At 69.0% G+C, this 21248-nt stretch carries 22 protein-coding genes; 17 read left to right on the plus strand and 5 right to left on the minus strand.

Annotated features, from left to right (window positions below; translation table 11 throughout):
• Window positions 1-2: 2 nt before the first annotated feature.
• Complete coding sequence (locus DDF62_RS01305) at window positions 3-626, minus strand: YceI family protein (RefSeq protein WP_116487431.1); 624 nt, start codon at window positions 624-626, stop codon at window positions 3-5.
• 196 nt (window positions 627-822) lie between these two features.
• Here DDF62_RS01305 and DDF62_RS01310 point away from each other — a divergent pair, with 196 nt between their 5' ends.
• Window positions 823-2571, plus strand: coding sequence for an acyl-CoA dehydrogenase family protein (locus DDF62_RS01310; RefSeq protein WP_116487432.1), 1749 nt, complete (start codon window positions 823-825; stop codon window positions 2569-2571).
• A 147-nt stretch (window positions 2572-2718) separates the two neighbouring features.
• On the opposite strand, the gene DDF62_RS01315 is transcribed toward DDF62_RS01310, so the two are convergent.
• A complete protein-coding gene (locus DDF62_RS01315) occupies window positions 2719-3477 on the minus strand; it encodes a glutaredoxin (RefSeq protein ID WP_244286665.1) in 759 nt (252 codons plus the stop codon).
• Between the two features lie 68 nt (window positions 3478-3545).
• Here DDF62_RS01315 and DDF62_RS01320 point away from each other — a divergent pair, with 68 nt between their 5' ends.
• From DDF62_RS01320 to DDF62_RS01375, 12 genes are all read left to right on the plus strand, one after another.
• Complete coding sequence (locus DDF62_RS01320) at window positions 3546-3962, plus strand: MerR family transcriptional regulator (protein WP_116487433.1); 417 nt, start codon at window positions 3546-3548, stop codon at window positions 3960-3962.
• Between the two features lie 61 nt (window positions 3963-4023).
• Entirely contained in the window at window positions 4024-5814 is a 1791-nt protein-coding gene (locus tag DDF62_RS01325) for a M3 family oligoendopeptidase (protein WP_116487434.1), read from the plus strand.
• 138 nt (window positions 5815-5952) lie between these two features.
• Window positions 5953-7299, plus strand: a complete 1347-nt coding sequence (locus tag DDF62_RS01330; RefSeq protein WP_116487435.1) for an ABC1 kinase family protein — start codon at window positions 5953-5955, stop codon at window positions 7297-7299.
• 122 nt (window positions 7300-7421) lie between these two features.
• On the plus strand, window positions 7422-8270 hold the full coding sequence (locus DDF62_RS01335; protein ID WP_116487436.1) for a pirin family protein: 849 nt from the start codon (window positions 7422-7424) through the stop codon (window positions 8268-8270).
• A 91-nt stretch (window positions 8271-8361) separates the two neighbouring features.
• Window positions 8362-8835, plus strand: coding sequence for a PaaI family thioesterase (locus DDF62_RS01340; RefSeq protein ID WP_116487437.1), 474 nt, complete (start codon window positions 8362-8364; stop codon window positions 8833-8835).
• Between the two features lie 2 nt (window positions 8836-8837).
• On the plus strand, window positions 8838-9761 hold the full coding sequence (locus tag DDF62_RS01345) for an alpha/beta fold hydrolase (RefSeq protein WP_116487438.1): 924 nt from the start codon (window positions 8838-8840) through the stop codon (window positions 9759-9761).
• Window positions 9758-10756, plus strand: coding sequence for a glycosyltransferase family 9 protein (locus tag DDF62_RS01350; RefSeq protein WP_116487439.1), 999 nt, complete (start codon window positions 9758-9760; stop codon window positions 10754-10756). Before DDF62_RS01345 ends, DDF62_RS01350 begins: the two co-directional genes overlap by 4 nt.
• A 102-nt stretch (window positions 10757-10858) precedes the next feature.
• The gene (locus tag DDF62_RS01355) at window positions 10859-11098 is read left to right on the plus strand and encodes an aa3-type cytochrome c oxidase subunit IV (protein ID WP_116487440.1); all 240 of its coding nucleotides are present in this window, start codon (window positions 10859-10861) and stop codon (window positions 11096-11098) included.
• A gap of 206 nt (window positions 11099-11304) precedes the next feature.
• Window positions 11305-12447: a Re/Si-specific NAD(P)(+) transhydrogenase subunit alpha gene (locus DDF62_RS01360; protein ID WP_165832146.1), complete on the plus strand. Its 1143-nt coding sequence runs from the start codon at window positions 11305-11307 to the stop codon at window positions 12445-12447.
• A 23-nt stretch (window positions 12448-12470) separates the two neighbouring features.
• Window positions 12471-12797 (plus strand): proton-translocating transhydrogenase family protein, encoded by a 327-nt coding sequence (locus tag DDF62_RS01365; RefSeq protein WP_116487441.1) that lies wholly within the window; start codon window positions 12471-12473, stop codon window positions 12795-12797.
• A complete protein-coding gene (locus DDF62_RS01370) occupies window positions 12794-13105 on the plus strand; it encodes a hypothetical protein (protein ID WP_116487442.1) in 312 nt (103 codons plus the stop codon). Before DDF62_RS01365 ends, DDF62_RS01370 begins: the two co-directional genes overlap by 4 nt.
• Window positions 13106-13165: 60 nt before the next feature.
• Window positions 13166-14584 (plus strand): NAD(P)(+) transhydrogenase (Re/Si-specific) subunit beta, encoded by a 1419-nt coding sequence (locus DDF62_RS01375; RefSeq protein ID WP_116487443.1) that lies wholly within the window; start codon window positions 13166-13168, stop codon window positions 14582-14584.
• Between the two features lie 206 nt (window positions 14585-14790).
• Here DDF62_RS01375 and DDF62_RS01380 read toward each other — a convergent pair whose 3' ends face one another.
• Window positions 14791-15141, minus strand: coding sequence for a UrcA family protein (locus tag DDF62_RS01380; RefSeq protein WP_116487444.1), 351 nt, complete (start codon window positions 15139-15141; stop codon window positions 14791-14793).
• Window positions 15142-15561: 420 nt separating this feature from the next.
• On the opposite strand from DDF62_RS01380, the gene DDF62_RS01385 reads away from it, so the two are divergent.
• Complete coding sequence (locus tag DDF62_RS01385) at window positions 15562-16311, plus strand: M23 family metallopeptidase (protein ID WP_116487445.1); 750 nt, start codon at window positions 15562-15564, stop codon at window positions 16309-16311.
• Here the strand turns inward: DDF62_RS01385 and DDF62_RS01390 are convergent.
• Entirely contained in the window at window positions 16308-16664 is a 357-nt protein-coding gene (locus DDF62_RS01390; RefSeq protein WP_116487446.1) for a phage holin family protein, read from the minus strand. The genes DDF62_RS01385 and DDF62_RS01390 overlap by 4 nt on opposite strands.
• Window positions 16665-16873: 209 nt before the next feature.
• Here DDF62_RS01390 and DDF62_RS01395 point away from each other — a divergent pair, with 209 nt between their 5' ends.
• Window positions 16874-19006, plus strand: coding sequence for a histidine kinase dimerization/phosphoacceptor domain -containing protein (locus tag DDF62_RS01395; RefSeq protein ID WP_116487447.1), 2133 nt, complete (start codon window positions 16874-16876; stop codon window positions 19004-19006).
• Window positions 19007-19008: 2 nt separating this feature from the next.
• Here DDF62_RS01395 and DDF62_RS01400 read toward each other — a convergent pair whose 3' ends face one another.
• The gene (locus DDF62_RS01400) at window positions 19009-19371 is read right to left on the minus strand and encodes a DUF805 domain-containing protein (protein WP_116487448.1); all 363 of its coding nucleotides are present in this window, start codon (window positions 19369-19371) and stop codon (window positions 19009-19011) included.
• Between the two features lie 330 nt (window positions 19372-19701).
• On the opposite strand from DDF62_RS01400, the gene rpoH reads away from it, so the two are divergent.
• A complete protein-coding gene (gene rpoH / locus DDF62_RS01405; RefSeq protein WP_116487449.1) occupies window positions 19702-20589 on the plus strand; it encodes an RNA polymerase sigma factor RpoH in 888 nt (295 codons plus the stop codon).
• A gap of 171 nt (window positions 20590-20760) precedes the next feature.
• Window positions 20761-21243, plus strand: a complete 483-nt coding sequence (locus DDF62_RS01410; protein WP_116487450.1) for an ASCH/PUA domain-containing protein — start codon at window positions 20761-20763, stop codon at window positions 21241-21243.
• The last annotated feature ends 5 nt before the right edge of the window (window positions 21244-21248 follow it).

A 21248-nucleotide genomic window follows, 5' to 3' on the forward strand; every position in this document is an offset into this window, starting at 1 on the left:
TCTTACTTCTTCGGATTGAATTCGGCTTCGATCGCCAGGTCGACGTCGTCCGAGACCATCGGCACCAGGTGGGTGAAGCCGAACTCCGAGCGCTTGATCTTGCCGGCGGCCGAGAAGCCCATGATCTGCGAGCCGAACGGGGTCTTGGCGAAGCCGTTGTAGGTGACGTCCAGGGTCACCGGCTTGGTCACGCCGCGGAAGGTCAGGTCGCCGGTCAGCTTGCCCTTGCCGGGCGAGGTCTGCTCGATCTTGGTCGAGACGAAGGTGATCGTCGGATACTTGGCCGAGTCGAAGAACTTCGGATCGTCCGAGATTTCCTTGTTGAAGTTGGGCAGGCCGGTGTCGACCGACTTCGGATCGACGGTGATCGACACCTTCGAGGCGGTCGGGTTGGCCGGGTCGTAGGCGTACGAGCCGTCGAGGCCCGACAGGCGGAAGGTGTAGTTCGAGGTGCCGAAGTGCTTCACGCGCAGGGTCAGGCTGGCGTGGCGCTTGTCCAGGGCCCAGGTCCCGGCCGGAGCGGCGGCGGGATCCGTCGCCGGTTGCGCCAGGGCGGCGACCGGGGCCGCGAGGGGAGCGGCGAGAAGGGCGCCGGCCAGAATGGCGTAGGCGAAGGGGCGAGCCATGGTCTCAGATCTCCAAACTGACAAAACTGTCATAGTGACGGTTGCTGATTACCCCGACTTAGGAACTTCACCGTCCAGTTGAAGGGGCGTCTCCTCACGAAGCCGTGATCGACAGGCGGTCCTTGGCGCGATTGGCCGCGCGATCTAAACAGGGATCACATACCCCAACCCGACGCTTGAACAGATCGGCCCCCGCATGACTTTCCGCGCCCCCGTCCGCGACCTCGCCTTCGCCTTGCGCCATGTGGCCGACTTCGGCCGGCTGGCCGACGCCTATCCCGAGGCCGACGCCGACACGGTCGACGCCGTGCTGGAGGCCTCGGGCGTGTTCGCCTCGGAAGTGCTGGCCCCGATCAACCGCCAGGGCGACCTGGTGGGCGCCAAGCTGGAAAACGGCGTGGTGCGCAGCGCGCCTGGCTTCGCCGACGCCTACAAGGCCTTCGCCGAGGCCGGCTGGACCAGCCTGGCGGCCGCGCCCGAGCATGGCGGCCAAGGCCTGCCCAAGGCGCTGGAAATCGCCACGCTGGAGATGGTGCAGGCCGCCAACATGGCCTTCGGCCTGTGCCCGATGCTGAGCCTGGGCGCGATCGAGGCCCTGGCCCTGCACGGGACCGAGCGCCACAAGAACGTGTTCCTGCCCAAGCTGGTCTCGGGCGAATGGACCGGCACCATGAACCTGACCGAGCCGCAGGCCGGCTCGGACCTGGCGGCCCTGACCACCATGGCCACGCCGGACGGCCAGGGCGGCTACACCCTGTCGGGCCAGAAGATCTTCATCACCTGGGGCGACCACGACGCGACGGACAACATCGTCCACCTGGTGCTGGCCCGCACGCCCGACGCCCCTCCCGGCGTGAAGGGGATCTCGCTGTTCCTGGCCTCCAAGGTGCTGGTCGACGACGACGGCAAGATGGGCGCCGGCAACGACGTTCGCGTCGGCGGTCTCGAACATAAGTTGGGCATCCACGGCTCGCCCACCTGCGTGATGCTGTTCGAAGGCGCCAAGGCCGAGCTGGTCGGCAAGCTGCACCAGGGCGTGGCCCACATGTTCACGATGATGAACGCCGCCCGCCTGCAGGTCGGGGCGCAAGGCACCGCCATCGCCGAGCGCGCCTACCAGCAGGCCCTGAACTTTTCCCTCGAGCGCGTGCAGGGCCGCTCGGCCTGGACGGGCGCCTATCCCTCGCGTCTGTTCGACCATCCGGACGTGCGCCGCACTCTGCTGCTGATGAAGGCCAAGATCGAGGCCGCCCGCGGCATCTGCCTGTCGACCGCCGTCGCCGCCGACCTGGCCCACGCGGCCGCCGACGAGGAGACCCGCGCGGCCGCCAAGCTGCGTGAGGAACTGCTGACCCCGATCGCCAAGGCCTGGTCGACCGACGTCGGCGTCGAGGTCGCCTCGCTGGGCGTGCAGATCCACGGCGGCATGGGCTTCATCGAGGAAACCGGCGCGGCCCAGCACTATCGCGACGCCCGCATCACCCCGATCTACGAGGGCACCAACGGCATCCAGGCCATCGACCTGATCGGCCGCAAGCTCGGTTTGGCCGACGGCCAGGCCGTGGCCGACCTGATGGACGACATCCGCGACACCATCGAGGCCCTGAAGGCCGCCGACGCTTCGCTGACCCCGGTCGCCGGCCGCCTGGAAGCCGCGCTGAACGCCGCCGCCTCGGCCACCGCCTGGCTGGTCGAGCGCCGCGCCCGCGCCATGCCCGACGCCCTCTCGGGCGCCACGGCCTACCTCAAGCTGCTGGGCGACACGGTCGGCGGCTGGATGCTGGCCAAGGGCGCCCTGGCCCCGGAAGCCGAGGCCCTGCGCGGCCAGCTGCTGCGGGTCTATGCCGAAAGCGTCCTGGCCCAGGTCCCTGGCCAGCTGGCCGCGGTGACCCTGGGCGACGCCGATATCGTGGCGGTGACGCCCGAAGCGCTGGGGGTTCACTAAAAGATCCTCCCCCTCTGGGGGAGGCGATCGCGCAGCGATCGGTGGGGGGAGTGGCTACGAAATCGGCCAGCGCATGGTCGGCTGAAAACGTCCCCCCTCCGGCCTTCGGCCGCCTCCCCCATCGGGGGAGGTTCCGAAGGCTTGGATCTAATGCCCCCTCGCCAGCATCCACACGGCCATCGCAACCATCATCACGTTCTCGGTCAGCGAGATGAAGCCCAGCGGCACGTTGCTGTCGCCGCCGACGCAGGCGCATTTCAGGTCGCGCTTGTCGATATAGACGGCCTTGAACACCGACACCGCGCCGATGCCGCCGATCACCAGGGCCAGCGGCGCGGAGAACCAGGTCAGCGCCCCGGCCGTCATCAGCACGCCCGCCAGGCCTTCGGCGAACGGATAGACGTAGCCGTACGGAACCCAGCGCTTGGCCAGCAGGTCGTAGCCCAAAAACATCGACGAGAAGCTCTCGACGTCGCGCAGCTTCTGGATGGCCAGCACCACCATCGAGAAGCTGATGAACCACTCCACCGCCCGGCCCGTGAAGGGCGTCCCGTCCACGGCGTAGGTCGCCGCCAGGGCCATCAGGGCGGTCATGGCGAAGAGGGCGATCACCGGCGTATAGGTCTTGGCCTTGGGATCGCGGGGCTTGGCGCCGAACCAGCGACGCAGGTCGTCGAACCCGCCGATCCGCTCGCCGCCGACGAAGACCTGCGGCGTGGTCTTCACGCCATGCTCGGCCTTGAAGGCGTCGGTGGCCTCGCGCGTGGTCAGGTGATGGTCCTCGACCTCGTAGCCCTTGGACCGCAGCAGATGCCTGGCCTTCAGCCCGTACGGACAGACGTGCTTGTCCATCACCATGCGGTAGAGGACGGCCTTCTTGGGGGCGGTGGAAGCGGCGGACGTCACGGCGGTCTCCTTGTACGCGAGCGGGACCGGGCTCATATGAGTTCCGTACCATGGTACGGAGTCAAGCGATGGCGACGACAAACGGCGCGACGACGATCGCCGGCCTGGCCCGGGCCGGCGGCGTGGGCGTTGAAACGGTGCGCTACTACCAGCGCCGGGGCCTTCTGGAGACGCCGGAGCGCGGCGAGGGTTCCGGGCTTTCGGGCGGCGTGCGGCGCTATGGCGACGAGGCGGTGAGGCGGCTGCGCTTCATCCGTTCGGCCCAGGCCGCCGGCTTCACCCTCGAGCAGATCGGCGAGCTTCTGGCGCTCGACGCCGGCGAGGACCGGGTGCGGGCGCGGCAGCTGGCCCGCGAGCGCATCACCGACCTCGACCGCAAGATCGAGGAGCTGCAGGCCGCCCGCGCGGGCCTCTCGCGCCTGCTCCACGCTTGCGGCGCCGACGACCATGGACCCTGTCCCATCATCGCCGCGTTCGAGACCTGAGCGGAGAAACCCGCCGCCCCCGATTGCCTCCCGCCCTCCAGACGCCATATCCCTTGCTGTCATGAACGCGCCCTTCAAGCCCGACGCCCTCCCCGAGTGGAACCTCGCCGACCTCTATGCCGGCCGCGAGGACCCCAAGATCGAAACCGACCTGGCCGCCGCCAAGGCCGCCAACGACGAACTGGCCTCGCTGGAGGGCATGTTCCTGGAAGCGCGCGGCGAGCCGGCGCGCCTGGGCAAGCTGCTAGATCGCGGCATCCTGCTCTACGAGGAGGCCGTCAACGGCCTGTGGGGCGTAGGCGCGTATGCCGGCCTGGCCGCCTCGACCGCCCGCGACGACCCGGCCTGGGCCAAGTTCGAGGCCGACCTGCGCGCCCGCTCCTCGCAGATCGCCGCCGAAAGCCTGTTCTTCTCGCTGGAGCTGAACCAGCTGGAGGACGCCGAACTGAACGCGGCGCTGGAGGCCCACGAGCCGACCCGCCGCTGGACGCCATGGCTGCGCCGCCTGCGCCTGTCGCGCCCGCACGAACTGTCGGCCGAGCTGGAACGCTACATCGTCGACCGCGGCCCGGCCGTGGCCAACTGGGTGCGGCTCTATGACGAGACCCTGGCCAAACTGAGCGCGAAGGTCGGCAAGGAACAGCTGACCCTGCCCGAGGCGCTGAACCGCCTGTCCGACCCCGACGTGCGCCGCCGCAAGGCCGCCGCCGACGGCCTGGCCCAGGCCCTTTCCGAGCGCGCCTCCACCCAGGCCCTGGTGATGAATACCCTGGCCTTCGAAAAGCAGGTCGAGGACCGCTGGCGGCGCTATGACGACCCGGCCCACTCGCGCCACCTTGCCAACGAGGTCGACGCCGACGCCGTCGACGCCCTGGAAGCGGCCGTGGTCGAGGCCTATCCGCGCCTGTCGCACCGCTATTATGCGCTGAAGGCCAAGGCCATGGGCCGCAAGACCCTGGACTACTGGGACCGCAACGCCCCGCTCGACGCCACCCAGCCGCGCACCTATCCCTGGTCGGAGGCCAAGGACGTTGTGCTGGAAAGCTTCCAGGCCCTGGCCCCGAAGTTCGCCGACACGGCCGAAACCTTCTTCGCCCAGCCCTGGATCGACGCCCGCCCGCGGGCCGGCAAGCAGTCGGGCGCCTATTCGCACCCGGTGACGGCCGACCGCCATCCGTACGTCTTCATGAACTACATGGGCGAGCGGCGCGACGTGCTGACCCTGGCTCACGAGCTGGGCCACGCCGTGCACCAGACCCTGTGCGCGCCGCTGGGCACCCTGCTAGCCGACACGCCGCTGACCCTGGCCGAGACGGCCTCGATCTTCGGCGAGGGCCTGGTGTTCGACCGCCTGCTGGCCGAAGCCACGCCCGCCGACCGCAAGGGGCTCCTGGCCGGCAAGATCGAGGACGGGCTCAACACCGTGGTCCGCCAGATCGCCTTCCACCGCTTCGAGCGCAGGTTCCACGCCGCTCGCCAGGACGGCGAGCTGTCGCCCGACCAGATCGGCGCGCTGTGGATGGAGACCATGGCCGAGAGCCTGGGCCCCGCCGTCGTGCTCAACGAGGGCTACGAGCACTACTGGGCCTATGTCAGCCACTTCGTGCACGCGCCGTTCTACGTCTACGCCTACGCGTTCGGCGACCTCCTGGTGCGCGGCCTGATGGAGAAGCGCCGCGAGGATCCGGAAAGCTTCGCGCCGCTCTACGAGGAGCTGCTCGCCGCCGGCGGCACCCGGACCTATGTCGAGGCGCTGAAGCCCTTCGGCCTCAATCCCCGCGACAAGGCCTTCTGGGCGGCGGGCTGCCGGCAGCTGGAGCGGCTGATCGACGAGTTCGAGGCGCTGGTGTGAGCGAAGTCGCCCTAGAGATCCTCCCCCCCGAAGGGGGAGGTGTCGGCGCAGCCGACGGAGGGGGAAGTTCGGCCGGCGGGGAAATCACTCCCCCCTCCGGCGCTTCGCGCCACCTCGCCCTTCAGGGGGAGGATCTAGATGTCTGACCCCGAACGCGACCGCCTCTCGGGCCGCCTGGCCCGCTTCGCCAAGGTCGGGGCGGGCCTGTCGGGTGCGGCCGTCAGCTACGGCGCCAATCGCGTCTTCGCCGGCGACGACGCCGACGCCCGCAACGCCAAGGCCCTGAAGGCGGCGCTGGGGAACCTGAAGGGCCCGCTGATGAAGGCGGCCCAGATGTTCGCCACGGTGCCCGACCTGTTGCCGCCGGAGTTCGCCAAGGAGCTGGCCGAGCTTCAGACCAACGCCCCGGCCATGGGCTGGCCGTTCGTCCGCCGGCGGATGGCCGCCGAGCTGGGCGCCGACTGGGCCAGCAAGTTCCAGAGCTTCGAGCACGAAGCCGCCGCGGCCGCGTCGCTGGGCCAGGTGCACCGCGCCGTCGCGCCCGACGGCCGACGGCTGGCGGTGAAGCTCCAGTATCCCGATATGCAGAGCGCCGTCGAAAGCGACCTTGGCCAGCTGCGCGCCCTGGTCGGCCTGTTCAGGAAGATGGACGGCTCGATCGACCCCACGCAGATGATCGAGGAGGTCGGCGACCGCCTGCGCGAGGAGCTGGACTACGACCGCGAGGCCCGGATGATGGCGGTCTATGGCGGCTTCTTCGCCGGCCGCGACGACATCCGCACGCCGCAGCCGGTCCGCGAGCTTTCCACCAAACGCCTGCTGTCCATGACCTGGCTCGACGGCCAAGGGCTGATGGCCTTCAAGACCGCCCCCCAGGAAACCCGCGACCGCATCGCCGCCCTGCTTTTCGAGGCCTGGTGGGGTCCGATGACCCATATCGGCGTCATCCACGGCGACCCGCACCTGGGCAACTACACCTTCGGCGGGGAAGGCGCGGCGCACCTCAACCTGCTCGACTTCGGCTGCATCCGGGTGTTCCCGCCGCGCTTCGTGGGCGGGGTGGTGCGGCTCTACCGCGCCCTGTCCGAAGACGACCGGACAGGCCAGGTCGAGGCCTATCGCAGCTGGGGCTTCACCAACCTCACCGACGAACTCGTGGACGTGCTGAACGTCTGGGCGCGGTTCATCTACGGCCCGCTGCTCGACGATCGCGTGCGCACCGTGGCCGACGACGTGCCGCCCGGCGAGTACGGCCGACGCGAGGCCTTCAAGGTGCGCCAGGCGCTCAAATCGGTCGGCGGCATCGTCATCCCGCGCGAGTTCGTGTTCATGGACCGCGCCGCCATCGGCCTGGGCGCGGCCTTCCTGCACCTGGGCGCCCGCCACAACTGGCGCGCCCTGTTCGAGGCCTCGCTGGAGGGCTTCTCGGAGGAAGGGCTGGCGGAGCGGCAGAAGGCCGTGCTGGGAGCGGCTGGGCTTAGCTGAGTCGAACGCGGAACCGCCCTCGTCCTTCGACAAGCTCAGGATGAGGGCTATTGCAGACCGCCGAGTAGAAAACCTCTTCCTGAGCCTGTCGAAGGACGAGGTTTTCGGGCCAAGGAGTGACCATGACCCGCACCATCGCCCGCCTGCACGGCGCCTATCGCGACGACATCGGCGATCTGACCACCCGCCGCCCCCTGCCCGGTCCGGCGATCGGCCAGCTGGATCCGTTCCTGTTCCTCAACCATCACGGCCCGCAGGTCTACCGCCCCGGCAATCACGGCCTGCCGTTCGGCCCCCACCCGCATCGCGGCTTCGAGACCGTGACCTTCATCCTCGAGGGCCAGCTGTCGCACCTGGACAGCGGCGGCCACGAGAGCGTCATCGATGCGGGCGGCGTGCAGTGGATGACGGCCGGCAGCGGCCTGGTGCACGCCGAGCTGTCGCCCGAGGCTTTCAAGAAAAGCGGCGGGCCGCTGGAGATCCTGCAGCTGTGGGTCAACCTGCCCAGCCGCCTGAAGATGACCGCTCCGCGCTATATCGGCCTGCAGGCGCCCGACATCCCCAAGATCGAGAAGGACGGCGCGACCATCGAACTGATCTCGGGCGAGGCGGACGGCGTGACGGGCCCGATCGCGTCGCTGACCGGCGTGGCCATGAGCGTCGTGCGGCTGGAGCCCGGCGCGACCCTGTCGCTGCCGATCCCATCCGGGCGTGCGGTGTTCCTCTATGTGGTGCGCGGCGCGGTCATGATCGGCGACAAGACGGCGGGCGCCTTCAACCTGGTGGAGCTGACCGACGGCGACGGGCTGGACCTGGCCTCGGCCGACGGCGCGGTGCTGCTGCTGGGCCACGCCGACCCGATCCGCGAGCCGGTCGTCTCGCACGGACCGTTCGTGATGACGACGCGCGAAGAAATCGTCCAGGCGATCCAGGACTACCAGGCGGGCAAGTTCGGCGAGGTGAGGGCGTAGGCTCCCTCCCCTCTCCGTCGACTTCGCCGACACCTCTCCCATGGGAAGAGGGTCTTGCGGCCTCATTCAAACGGCCGTTAGACTTCATCCCATGTCCGATGACCTGACCGAGGCCCAGAGCGCCGCCATCCCGCCCGGCTACGCCCAGCTGAACTGGACGCGGGGCTTTGGCCGACAGATCGGACCACTGTACGAGCGCGCCGACGGGCTCGGCGAGGCCACGCTGGGTTTCCGGGTCGAAGAGCACCACACCAACGGCCTGGGCAATTGCCACGGCGGCATGCTGATGAGCTTCGCCGACATGGCCTGGGGCCGGCTGATCTCGCTCAAGAAGTCCTATTCCTGGGTCACGGTGCGGCTGATGACCGATTTCCTGTCGGGCGCGCAGTTGGGCGAATTCGTCGAGGGCCGGGGCGAATTGCTGGCTGAAGAGGACGGGATCTTCACCGTGCGCGGCCGCATCTGGACCGGCGAACGCACCCTGATGACCGGCACGGGCGTCTTCAAGGCGCTCGGCCCCCGCAAGCCTCGCCCCGGCGAGATCGCCTTCCGCGAGGAGGCCTGAGCATGGCCGACGACCAGACCCTGACCGCCTCGCTGCTCGGCCCGTTCAACGGCGAGCCCCCGCCCGCCCCGGCCTGGTTCGAAGCGACCATGGCTGTCGAACCCGAGCGTTCGACCATCGAGGTCGAGGGAACGCCCATCGAGCTTTTGACCTGGGGCGAGGTCGGCAAGCCGGGCCTGCTGTTCCTGCACGGCAACGGCGCCCACGCCGACTGGTGGAGCTTCATCGCGCCGTTCTTCGCCAAGGACTGGCGGGTGGCGGCGATCTCCTGGGCCGGCATGGGCGGCAGCGGCTGGCGGCAGGCCTACAGCGCCGACACCTTCGCGGCCGAGGCCTTCGCCGCCGTGCAGGCCGCTGGGCTGGAGGCCGGCGGGGTGAAGCCGATCTTCGTGGGCCACTCGTTCGGCGGCTTTCCGACCCTGTTCTGCGCCGCCCGCCACCCCGAGCGCCTGCGCGGGGCGATCCTGGTCGACACCTCGATCCAGCCGCCGGAAAAGCGCTGGAAGGGTCCCCCGCCGCGTTCGGGCTTCGGGACCAAGGTCTATCCGACCCTGGAGGAGGCCCTGACGCGTTTTCGCCTGGCGCCGCCGCAGCCCTGCGAGAACCTCTACATCGCCGACTACATCGCCCGCCGCTCGCTGAAACAGGTCGAGGGCGGCTGGACCTGGAAGTTCGACCCGGCCATCTGGCAGCGGTTCTCGATGCCCGACCTGGGCCAGCTTCTGAGCGAGATCGCCTGCCCCGCCGCGCTGATGTGGGGCGAGCGGTCCGGGCTTATGCACGCCGAGACCTTGGACTATATGATCGCCCAAATGCCCAAGGACGTGCTGCGCTTGCCCATTCCCGACGCCGACCACCACGTGATGCTCGACCAGCCCCTGGCCTTCGTCGCCGGGCTCCGCGGACTTCTGGCCGCCTGGGCATGACCCTGGATCCCGCCGTTCCGGCCGAGGCGGGCCGGGGCCTCGTCATGGTCTACATGCCCGACCGGGGCGTGGGGGACCTGACCTGGCACCTGCCCACCCTGCGCGCCATCGCCGCCCAGACGCCGGAAAAGACCGTGCTGCTGGCCGCCCGCCCGTCGAGCCGCGCCCGCGACCTCCTGGGCGCGGAGACCTGCATCACGGCCATCGACTATCTGGAATACCGCTCGGGGACCTGGAGGAACCTGCAGGAGATCCGCGATTTCCATGCCCTCTGCCGCGCCCGCCGGCCGCGGGCGGTGTGGATCCTCGAGAAGATCGACCGCCCCGCCATCGGCGCGGCCCTGGCCGGCGTGCCCGACCGGCGGGGCTTTGGCATGGGACACGCCCAGCAGCGCTGGCTGACCCACGGCCCCTACCTGCCCAAGGCCATGCGCCCGGCCCATCGCATCGACAAGCTGGCCGCCTTCGAGGCCGCCCACGGCCTGGCGGTGACCAGCCGCGAGCCGGCCATGAACCCCACCCGGACGGCGCTGGAAACGGTGGACGCCCGCTTCGGGGCCCTGCCCCGGCCATGGGTCGTCTATGGCGTCGGCGCCAGCGAGGCGCGCCGCATGTGGCCGCTGGACGGCTTCGCCGCCCTCAGCGCCGCGCTCGCCGACAAGGGCGGCACGCGCTTCTGGCTGGGCGGCTTCGAGGACAAGGCCAGGGTCGACGCCCTGCTGGCGGCCGGCTCGCCCGACGGCGTCACCGAACTCAATGTCTGCGACCTCAAGTTCGACGTCGGTTCGGCGCTGATGGCGCGGGCGGACCTTTTCGTCGGCAACAATTCCGGACCGATGAACCTCTCGGCCGCGGTGGGGACGACGACCCTTGGCCTGTTCGGGCCCGATCCGCTGCTGGACTATTCACGCCACCTGCACACCCTGGCGACCGACGACCTGTCGCGGCTGGACGCGGCGAGCGTGGCCGTCCGCGCGCGGGCGCTGCTGGGCTGAAGGCGATCGCCCCTCGTTTGCGGCATGGCGACGCCCCGGCTTGAGCCCCGCGCCGGGGTTGCTATACCGTTGATCAGGGAAAAATCCAGGAGACCCCCGCCGATGGGCAACCAAGCGTCCGACTACCACCGCGGTGAAATGGACATCCACGAACAGGCCGCCACCTACGACGCCTTCGGCAAGATGACCAAGTGGGGCTCGCTCGCCATCGCCGTGCTGGTCACCTTCTTCACCCTGCTGTTCTGCACCCCGGCCGGCTTCATCGCCTCGGCCGGCGTGGCCGTCGTGATGACCGCCCTGGGCATTGTGTTCCTTCGGGAAAAGGCCGCCCCGGCTCACTGACACCGGTAGACATCGGCAATTTTTTGCGCCCGATGCGTGGACAATCCTCGACAAAGGGCAAGAACCTCCCCTAAAGAGCGCTCCAAGCTGCTGGAGCGACGTTCGACGAAAGTGTTAGCTTTTCGTCGAACGTCGTTTCAACTTTGGGATCTTGGGCCGCTGCGAAACGCGCCGGTTCGGAGAGCGAACAACGCTCCGGGGGAGGTATGCCGATGGCCGTCATCGCCGTCACGAAAGAGACCCGCGCAAGCGAGACGCGGGTCGCCGCGACGCCCGAGACCGTCAAGAAACTGACCGCCGCCGGCTTCTCGGTGGTGGTAGAGGCCGGCGCCGGAACCGCCGCCTCCTACCTCGACGCCGACTACGAGGCGGCCGGGGCCAAGCTCGCCAAGACCGCCAAGGACGCGATCAAGGACGCCGACGTCCTGTTCAAGGTCCGCGCGCCCGAGGCCGCCGAGATCGCGGCCCTGAAAAGCGGCGCGATCGTCGCGGCCGCCCTCAATCCCTACCAGGACAAGGACACGCTGAACGCCCTGGCCAAGGCCGGCGCCAGCGCCGTCGCCATGGAATTCATCCCGCGCATCACGCGGGCCCAGGTGATGGACATGCTGTCGTCCCAGGCCAACCTCGCCGGCTATCGCGCCGTGATCGAGGGCGCCGAGGCCTATGGCAAGGCCCTGCCGATGATGATGACCGCCGCCGGCACCGTCGCCGCGGCCAAGGTGTTCATCATGGGCGTGGGCGTGGCCGGCCTGCAGGCCATCGCCACCGCCCGCCGCCTGGGCGCCGTGGTGACCGCCACCGACGTGCGCCCCGCCACCAAGGAGCAGGTCGAGAGCCTGGGCGCCAAGTTCCTGGCCGTCGAGGACGAGGAGTTCAAGAACGCCCAGACCGCCGGCGGCTACGCCAAGGAGATGTCGGCCGAGTACCAGGCCAAGCAGGCCGAACTGGTCTCCAGCCACATCGCCAAGCAGGACATCGTCATCACCACCGCCCTGATCCCGGGCCGCCCGGCGCCCAAGCTGGTCAGCGCCGCCCAGGTGGCGTCGATGAAGGCCGGCTCGATCCTGGTCGATCTGGCCATCGAGCAGGGCGGCAATGTCGAGGGCGCCAAGCTGAACGAGACCGTGGTGACCGCCAACGGCGCCAAGATCCTCGGCCACGCCAACCTGCCCGGCCGCATCGCCGCCGACGCCTCGGCGCTCTATTCGCGCAACCTGTTCGCGCTCTCGTCCCTGTTCCTGAACAAGGAAGGCGCGTTCGAGCCCAATTTCGAGGACGAGATCCTGCAGGCCGCCGTCGTCACCCGCGGCGGCGAGATCGTCCACCCGAACCTGAAGACCGCCTAACCGGCATAGAAAGGGAGGCTCCCATGGAAGCCGTCGACCCCACCGTGTTCCGCCTGGCGATCTTCGTGCTCGCCATCTTCGTCGGCTACTACGTGGTCTGGAGCGTGACGCCCGCGCTGCACACCCCGCTGATGGCCGTGACCAACGCCATCTCGTCGGTGATCATCGTCGGCGCCTTGCTGGCGGCCGCCGCGCATGGCGCGTCGGGTGCGCCCGACGCCGGTTCGGTGTGGATCTCCAAGGGGGCCGGCGCGATCGCCGCGGCCTTCGCGGCGGTCAACATCTTCGGCGGCTTCCTCGTCACCCAGCGGATGCTGGCCATGTACAAGAAGAAGGACAAGGCCAAATGAGCGAGGCCTCGCCGCTTCTGACGGCGGCGCTCATGGGCGCCGCCTTCGGGCTGGGGTTCTTCTTCCTGCTGTTCGCCCTCTGGGCCAGCGGCAAGAGCCCCTTCGTCCAGCGCTGCGGCGAAATGGTGGTTTCTCTACTCTATCTCGCCGGGATCGCCACCCAGGCCTGGAACGCCCGCGAAGGCGAACAGTCCGACCTCTGGCGCCTGGCCACGCTGGCCGTGCTGCTCACCTCGGCCGTGACGACCTTCCGCTTCTTCAAGGCGCTCCGGCGCGGCGACGACGCCGACGCCGGACTCGCTCGATGACCGACAACAACGCGGCGCGGCCGCAAACCATAATAACGCTCTCAGGGGGCAAGGCCTGACATGAACGCCAATCTCGCCGCCATCCTCTATCTCGTCTCGGGGGTGCTGTTCATCCTGGCGCTGCGGGGGCTGTCCAGCCCCGAGACCAGCCGCAAGGGCAACACCTACGGCATGGTCGGCATGGCCATCGCCGTGGTCACCACCCTGGCCACGCTGTGGAGCCAGGGCGCGCTGGACGCCGTGACCCTGGGCCTGATCGTCGGCGGCGTCGCCGTCGGCGGCGGCGTGGGCGCGGTGATCGCCCGCAAGGTGCCGATGACCTCGATGCCGCAGCTCGTGGCCGCCTTCCACTCGCTGGTCGGCATGGCCGCCTGCCTCGTGGCCGTGGCCGCCATCTACACGCCGGCCGCCTACGGCATCGTCGGCGAGGACGGGCATATCCACCTCAACAGCCTGATCGAGCTGTCGCTGGGCCTGGCCATCGGCGCCATCACCTTCACCGGCTCGGTCATCGCCTTCGCCAAGCTGAACGGCAACATGGGCGGCGCGCCGATCCTGCTGCCGGCCCGCCACCTGCTGAACATCGTGATCGCCCTGGCCATCGTCGCCCTGATCGTGGCGCTGGTCGTCACCGGCGGCCAGGCCAAGTGGGCCTTCTGGGGCATCTTCGCCCTGTCCCTGCTGATCGGCGTCACCCTGATCATCCCGATCGGCGGAGCCGACATGCCGGTCGTGGTGTCGATGCTGAACAGCTATTCGGGCTGGGCCGCGGCGGCGCTGGGCTTCACGCTCGAGAACACCACCCTGATCATCACCGGCGCCCTGGTCGGCAGCTCGGGCGCGATCCTGTCCTACATCATGTGCAAGGGCATGAACCGCAGTTTCGTCTCGGTGATCCTGGGCGGCTTCGGCGCCGACGCCGCGGCGGCCGGCGCCGGCGGCAAGGTCGAGACGCGCCCCGTCAAACAGGGCTCGGCCGACGACGCGGCCTTCATCATGAAGAACGCCAGCAAGGTGATCATCGTCCCGGGCTACGGCATGGCCGTCTCCCAGGCCCAGCACGCCCTGCGCGAAATGGCCGACAAGCTGAAGGAAGAGGGCGTGGAGGTGAAGTACGCCATCCACCCCGTCGCCGGCCGCATGCCGGGCCACATGAACGTGCTGCTGGCGGAAGCGAACGTCCCCTACGACGAGGTGTTCGAGCTGGAGGACATCAACTCGGAATTCTCGACGGCGGATGTCGCCTTCGTGATCGGCGCCAACGACGTCACCAACCCGGCCGCCAAGACCGACCCGACCAGCGCCATCTTCGGCATGCCGATCCTGGACGTCGAGAAGGCCCGCACCGTCCTCTTCGTCAAGCGCGGCATGTCCTCGGGCTATGCCGGCGTGGAGAACGAGCTGTTCTTCAAGGACAACACGATGATGCTGTTCGCCGACGCCAAGAAGATGGTCGAAGGCATCGTCAAGGGCCTCTGAGCCCGCCACGCTCCCGACGAACGAAAGCCCCGGTCGCAAGGCCGGGGCTTTTTCGTTCCTTCTAGCTTCCAGGACGCTGAACCCCTTCAGCCGCTCCCCTCTCCGTCGACTTTGCCGGCGCCTCTCCCACAGGGAGAGGATCCAAAAGCAAAGGCCCCGGTTTTCACCGGGGCCTCCGCGGCGGATCGATCGGCATGGATGGCGCTTCAGAAAGCCGCCACCGCCACCGGGGTCGCGCGGCCGGCCGAGGCCAGGGCCTTGCGCTGCTTGACCGAGAGCTTGTCGTTGATCTCGGCGCGAACCTCGAGCGAGCAGGCGCGGCGCGACAGCAGGTCCAGGCGTTCCTTCATGGCGCGGGCGCGGCAGAAGCGCTTGGTGGCGTCGGTGGCGCGGGCGTCGAACTCGGCGGCGTCGGCCGGGTCGGCCAGGTTCAGGTCGCCGACCCGCACGGTCACCTGGCGCTCGCCGGCGTGGGCGGCCTGGGTGATGCCGATCAGCGGCACCGCCGCCAGGGTCAGGGTCGCGATCGTGGTGAGGCTGATCATGAACTTGCGCATCTGGGTCTTCCCTCTGTTCCCGGGCGCGTCCGCCGCGCCTCCATGAACAAAGGTGTACTGAATGATACTTGAAGAGTCCCGTTAAGTGTCGTTCATGACTCCATATTCATAGTATTGCTTGCATTTAATATTCTAAAATTCGCGTAATGTTTGACAAATTCGCGACATCGCAAAGCCGAGCTCTCGACGACGCCACGGTGCAGCTGCCGCCTTTCCGCCCGATCGGTCTGGCAAAGAGCCGCGTTCACGATCGCGAAAGGCCAAGTCTGTAAGGACGTCGCCGGTCGCGCAGCCTGCCGACCGGCAGGCCCAACACCCTATGCCGGGGCTGCGCCACGAGGCGCCCCAGCATCCGACCGACCCACGAGGTTCCGCTCCTTGGCGCCAGACACTCCGGCCCCGTACGCTCGCAACTACGCCATGGCGCTAACGCTCGGCTTCGCCGTGGCGCTCGCCGCCGCGTCCGTGCCGGCCGCCCGCGCCCTGGCCGACCTGATCGCGCCGGCGCCGATCGCCGAGCCAATGGCCGCCTCGCCCGCGACGCCGCAGCCGGCCCCGCCGCCTCCGCCCGCCTACGCCTTCGACGCCCCCCTGCCCGGCCGCGAGATCGCCTCGCCCTTCGGCCTGCGCCAACTGCCATGGGAGGAAGGCGGCCGCCTGCACGAGGGCGTCGACATCGCCGCCCCCTCCGGCACGGCGGTGAAGGTCGCCGCCGACGGCATCGTCGCCCGCACCGGGACCGACCCTGGCTATGGCCGCTTCGTCGAGGTCCGGCACAAGGACGGCTTCTCCACGCTCTATGCCCACCTGGGCCGCAACCTCGGCATGAAGAAGGGCGTCTACGTCAAGCGCGGCACGCCGATCGCCGTCGTCGGCGACAGCGGCCGCTCGACCGGCTCGCACCTGCATTTCGAGATCAGCCGCAAGGGCCGGCCGCTCAATCCCGCCCACTTCCTGGACAAGACCTTCGCCAGCGCCGACGACCTGCCGCTGAAGGCCGCCGCTCGCGTGCCGCGCAAGGTGCGCCTGGCCCACGTCTCGCGCTGGCCCGAGGGCATGAAGGAAAAGGTCGCGGCCCGCCGCGCCGGCAAGGGTCTCTCGAACGGCGGCCAGGCTGTCCGCGGCGAAGACGGCCGGGTGCGCGTGCGGATCGAGGTCGCCGCCAGCTAGTCGCGCTGGGAGCCTTCGCCCAGCAGCAGATGACCAAACCAGCTGACGACGCCGATCACGATCGTCCCGAGGATCCCGGCCCAGAAGCCGCTGACCGCCAGACCCGGCAGGATGTAGGCCACCAGGCCCAGCATCGCCGCGTTCACCACCAGCAGGAACAGCCCCAGCGTCAGCAGGGTGATCGGCAGGGTCAGCAACACCACGACCGGGCGCACCACCGCGTTCACCAGCCCCAGCAGCAGGGCGGCGATGGCGATCGTCTGCCAGCCGGCGGCATGGATGCCGGGCACGATGCGCGAGGCCAGCCACAGGCCAAGACCCGCGAACAGCGCGCGCAAGAGAAAGCCAGTCATCTGGAAGCTCCCCGAAGTCGGCGCCGACCCTGACGCCCGCGAAAGATGCAGACAAGCCCCGTTCGCGTCCCAGCATGCGAAATGTCGACAAGACGACGGTGAGCCTGTTCAATGACGCGTACTGTTCAGCAACGGCCTAGGCCGCATGGAGCCGCCGCCGTGACCACAGCTTCCCTTTCGCGCGTCAACGTATCGGACCTGCCCACGGCATGACCGCCGCGCCGACACCTGAACAGATACAGGCCTGCGACCGCGAACAGATCCACATCCCCGGCGCGATCCAGCCGCACGGCGTGCTGCTGGCCCTCGACCGCGACAGCCTGACCGTGCGCATGGCGGCCGGCGACGTCGCCGGGCTGCTTGAGGTCGACGCCTGGCTCGGCCGGTCGATGGGCGCCCTGGTCGGCGACGAACTGGCCGCGCAGGCGGCCGCCATCTCCAATTCCCGCCCGGCCGGCGGCTTCATCGGCGTGCTGCATCGCGGCGGCCGCAACCTCGACCTCAGCGCCACGGTGCAGGGCGACCTGGTGCTGCTGGAGATCGAACCGGGCCTGGAGCGGCCGATGGCCGGCTCGCAGATCCTGGCTCACCTGGAGGCCGCCGCCGCCGCCTTCGAGCGCTGCCCGGGCCTGAAGACGCTGTACGACCGCGCGGCGCTGGAGTTTCGCCGCCTGACCGGCTTCGACCGGGTGATGATCTACCGCTTCGGCGACGACGACGCCGGCGAGGTGGTCGGCGAGGACCGCGCCCATCACCTCAAGAGCTTCCTCAACCACCGCTTCCCCGGCTCGGACATCCCCAGGCAGGCCCGCGCGCTCTATGTGCGCAACCTGGTGCGGGTGATCCCCGACTGCGCCTACGCGCCCGCCCCGCTGGAGCCCGCGCCGGAAACGCCGCTCGACATGAGCGATCTTGCCCTGCGCAGCGTCTCACCGGTGCACATGCAGTACATGCGCAACATGGGCGTGGCCGCCTCGGCCTCGGTGTCGATCGTCAAGGACGGCCGCCTGTGGGGCCTGGTGGCCTGCCACCACGACAGCCCACGCCTGCTGCCCTACGAGATCCGCGCCGCCTGCCGCGCCCTGGCCGGGGGCCTGGCTCGCCAGATCAAGGCCAAGGAAGAGGCCGAGACCTGGCGCGAGAAGCTGCGGCTGCGCGCCCTGGGCGACGACCTGGCCGCCGTGCTGGCCCAGTCCGACGTCGGCGACCAGGCGCTGGAGGAACACGCCGCCGACCTGGTCGCCCTGGGCGAGGCCGACGGCGTGGCGGTGTTCCGCGACGACCGCATCGAGACGGCCGGCAAGACCCCGCCGCACACGGCCCTGGCCATGCTGCGCGACTGGCTGCTGGACGTCGACGCCGGCGGGGTGATCGCCACCGACCGCAGCGAGACGGTGTTTCCCGGCGCCGGCGCCTTCAAGAGCTGGGCCTCGGGCCTGATGGGGGTGGTGATCGAGCGCGCGCCGCTGCTGGCCGTGCTGTGGACCCGCGCCGAGGAGGTCGAGGTCGTGCGCTGGGCCGGCGATCCCTACCGCACCGCCAAGGCGGCCGGCGGCGACGGGGCCCTGACGCCTCGCGCCTCGTTCGACGCCTGGACCGAGACCGTGCGCGGCCGCTCGCGCCCCTGGAGCAGTTCGCAGACCGAAGCCGCCCTGCGGCTGCGCCAGGACCTCCTGGATCTGCGTCGCGCCCGTCGCACGGCCGAGCTGAACAGCCAGCTGCGCGCCACGCTCGACGACAAGGACGACCTGCTGCGGCAGAAGGATTTTCTTCTCCGCGAGGTGAACCACCGGGTGCAGAACAGCCTGGCCCTGGCCGCCGGCTTCCTGACCATCCAGATGAAGGCCATCGAGGATCCGGCCGCCCGCGCGCCGCTGGAGGAGGCCAGCCGCCGCCTAACCGCCGTGGGCCTGGTGCACCGCCGGCTCTATCGCGGCGACCAGCTGGAGACCGTGTCGCTCGACCGCTACCTGGTGGAACTGGCCGAGGAGCTGGTGGAGTCCCTGGGCCAGGAATGGGCGCGGATGATCCGCGTCGACGCCGCCCCGGCCACCGTCTCGACCGACAAGGCCGTGACCATCGGCCTGGTGGTCACCGAACTGGTGATCAATGCGGTGAAGTACGCCTATGGCGGCCGGCCGGGCCGGGTCGACATCGGCCTCACCGAACAGGGCGGCCGGGTGCGCATCTCGGTCGCCGACCAGGGCGGCGGCAAGCAGGGCCCCCGCGTCGGCTTCGGCAGCAAGATGATGGACGCCATGGTCCGGCAGCTGGCCGGAACCCTGGCCTATCACGACAACAGTCCCGGCGTGCGGGCCGAACTGGACGCGCCGGCGGGGTGAGGTCAGCCGGCGATCGCCGGCTCCGGACCATAGCCGTTGGAACGCGTCTGGCCTGGAACCATGGCCAGCACCACCAGACCGACCAGGCCGACGAACGGGACCAGCACCCCGAGCAGCAGCCACCAGGCCGAAAGATCGAGGTCGTGCAGGCGACGGCACGCGCCCGCCAGGGCGACCGCGACGGCGACCACGCCCATGCCGATGGCGACGGTGTCGAAAACCAGAAGCGCGGCCTGCTGGCCGCCGCCCATCCCCATCATGGTCAGGGGCGCTCCGAACAGGCCAAGACCCGGGATCACCAGCCACGCCGTGCGGAGGAAGTCGACCCGGTCGCCGCGGCCCTTGAAGTCGAACCAGCCCTTCATGTCGCCCCCTCTTGAGCCGCACCGACCGGCGCAACCTGTAATTGCCACAAGGGATCGCTAGCGCCGAACGCTTTGTTCCACAAGGCCGGAGATCGAAGCCCCGACTCCGATCGCTCCTTTCGAACCCGCTTGCAATTTTGAGAATGATCGTTCATTTTTTTGAGAATGAACGTTCATTCCGCCATCGAAATGTCCAATACCTGAGCCAGGGTGTCGGACATTACAAATGCGTTATCGCTCTTACCTTCGCCGCAACCCGTACCTATCTCACCCATTCGAAAGTGGGCTCCGGACGCCAGGTTGGCGCCCAGTCCAGGGGATGTTGAACTCATGGCTGTGAATTCCTTGTCGGTGATGTCGCCGGACGGCGGCCTGTCGCGCTACCTGACCGAAATCCGCAAGTTCCCGATGCTGGCGAAGGACGAGGAGTTCATGCTCGCCCAGCGCTGGAAAGAGCATCAGGACAGCGACGCCGCGCACAAGATGGTCACCAGCCACCTGCGCCTCGTGGCCAAGATCGCCATGGGCTATCGCGGCTACGGCCTGCCGATCGGCGAAGTGATCTCCGAAGGCAATGTCGGCCTGATGCAGGCGGTCAAGAAGTTCGAGCCCGAGAAGGGCTTCCGCCTGGCCACCTACGCCATGTGGTGGATCCGCGCCTCGATCCAGGAATACATCCTGCGCTCGTGGTCGCTGGTGAAGATGGGCACGACGGCCGCGCAGAAGAAGCTGTTCTTCAACCTGCGCAAGGCCAAGAGCCAGATCAGCGCCTTCGAGGACGGCGACCTGCGCCCCGAACAGGTCAGCGCCATCGCCACCAAGCTGGGCGTGCTGGACAGCGAGGTCATCTCGATGAACCGCCGCCTGTCGGGCCCCGACGCCTCGCTGAACGCGCCGCTGCGCGCCGACGGCGAAAGCGAGTGGCAGGACTGGCTGGCCGACGACGAGCAGGTCTCGCAGGAGACCATCGTCGCCGAGAACGAGGAAAAGTCGCTGCGCATGACCCTCCTGGAGGAGGCCATGGTCGAGCTGACCGACCGCGAGCGGCACATCCTGACCGAGCGCCGCCTGAAGGACGACCCGACCACGCTCGAAGACCTGGCCGCCCAGTACGGCGTCAGCCGCGAACGGGTCCGCCAGATCGAGGTGCGCGCCTTCGAAAAGCTGCAGAAGTCCATGCGCGAGGCGGCCGTCGCCAAGAACATGGTCGAGGCGTAACAGCCTCCAACCTGCTAAGAGAACGGCCGTCGCGACACTGTCGCGGCGGCCTTTTCGTATCGAGAGCGTCGCCAAGCCGTCACAAACGGCCTTTTCCTCGCCGCCGACGCGCTCTAAGAGCCTCGCCTCCGATTTTTCCGGCGTCTTGCCGCCCCAATTCAAAGACTTCCCATGACCCGTCACGAACTGAAGACCTGGCCGCAGTATTTCGCCGCCGTGCGCTCGGGCAAGAAGCGCTTCGAGATCCGCCGCAACGACCGCGAATTCAAGGTCGGCGACGTGCTGGTGCTGCGCGAGTTCGATCCCGAACAGGACGTCTATACCGGCCAGGTCGAAGAGCGTCAGATCACCTTCCTGCTGTCGGAAGAAGACTACGGCGTCATCCACGGCTTCGTGGCCATCGGCTTCGGCGACGTGGTGCACCACCCCGAAGCGCCGGAAGATCATCCGCTGACCGCCGCCGAACTGGCCGAGTGGCACGAGACCGCCGCCGCCAACGCCGCCCTGCGCGGCGAAGAGGCCCGCCGGGTGTCGAAGTCCTACGTGGCCACCAACATGAGCGTCGCCGCCGACCGCCACGGCGCGGTGGCCGATCTCGCCGAGAGCGACGCGGCCTTCCACGCCGCCGCCGCGCGGATCGTGCGCAAGGGCTGAGGACG

The sequence above is a fragment of the Caulobacter radicis genome (assembly GCF_003094615.1).
GTDB lineage: Bacteria > Pseudomonadota > Alphaproteobacteria > Caulobacterales > Caulobacteraceae > Caulobacter > Caulobacter radicis.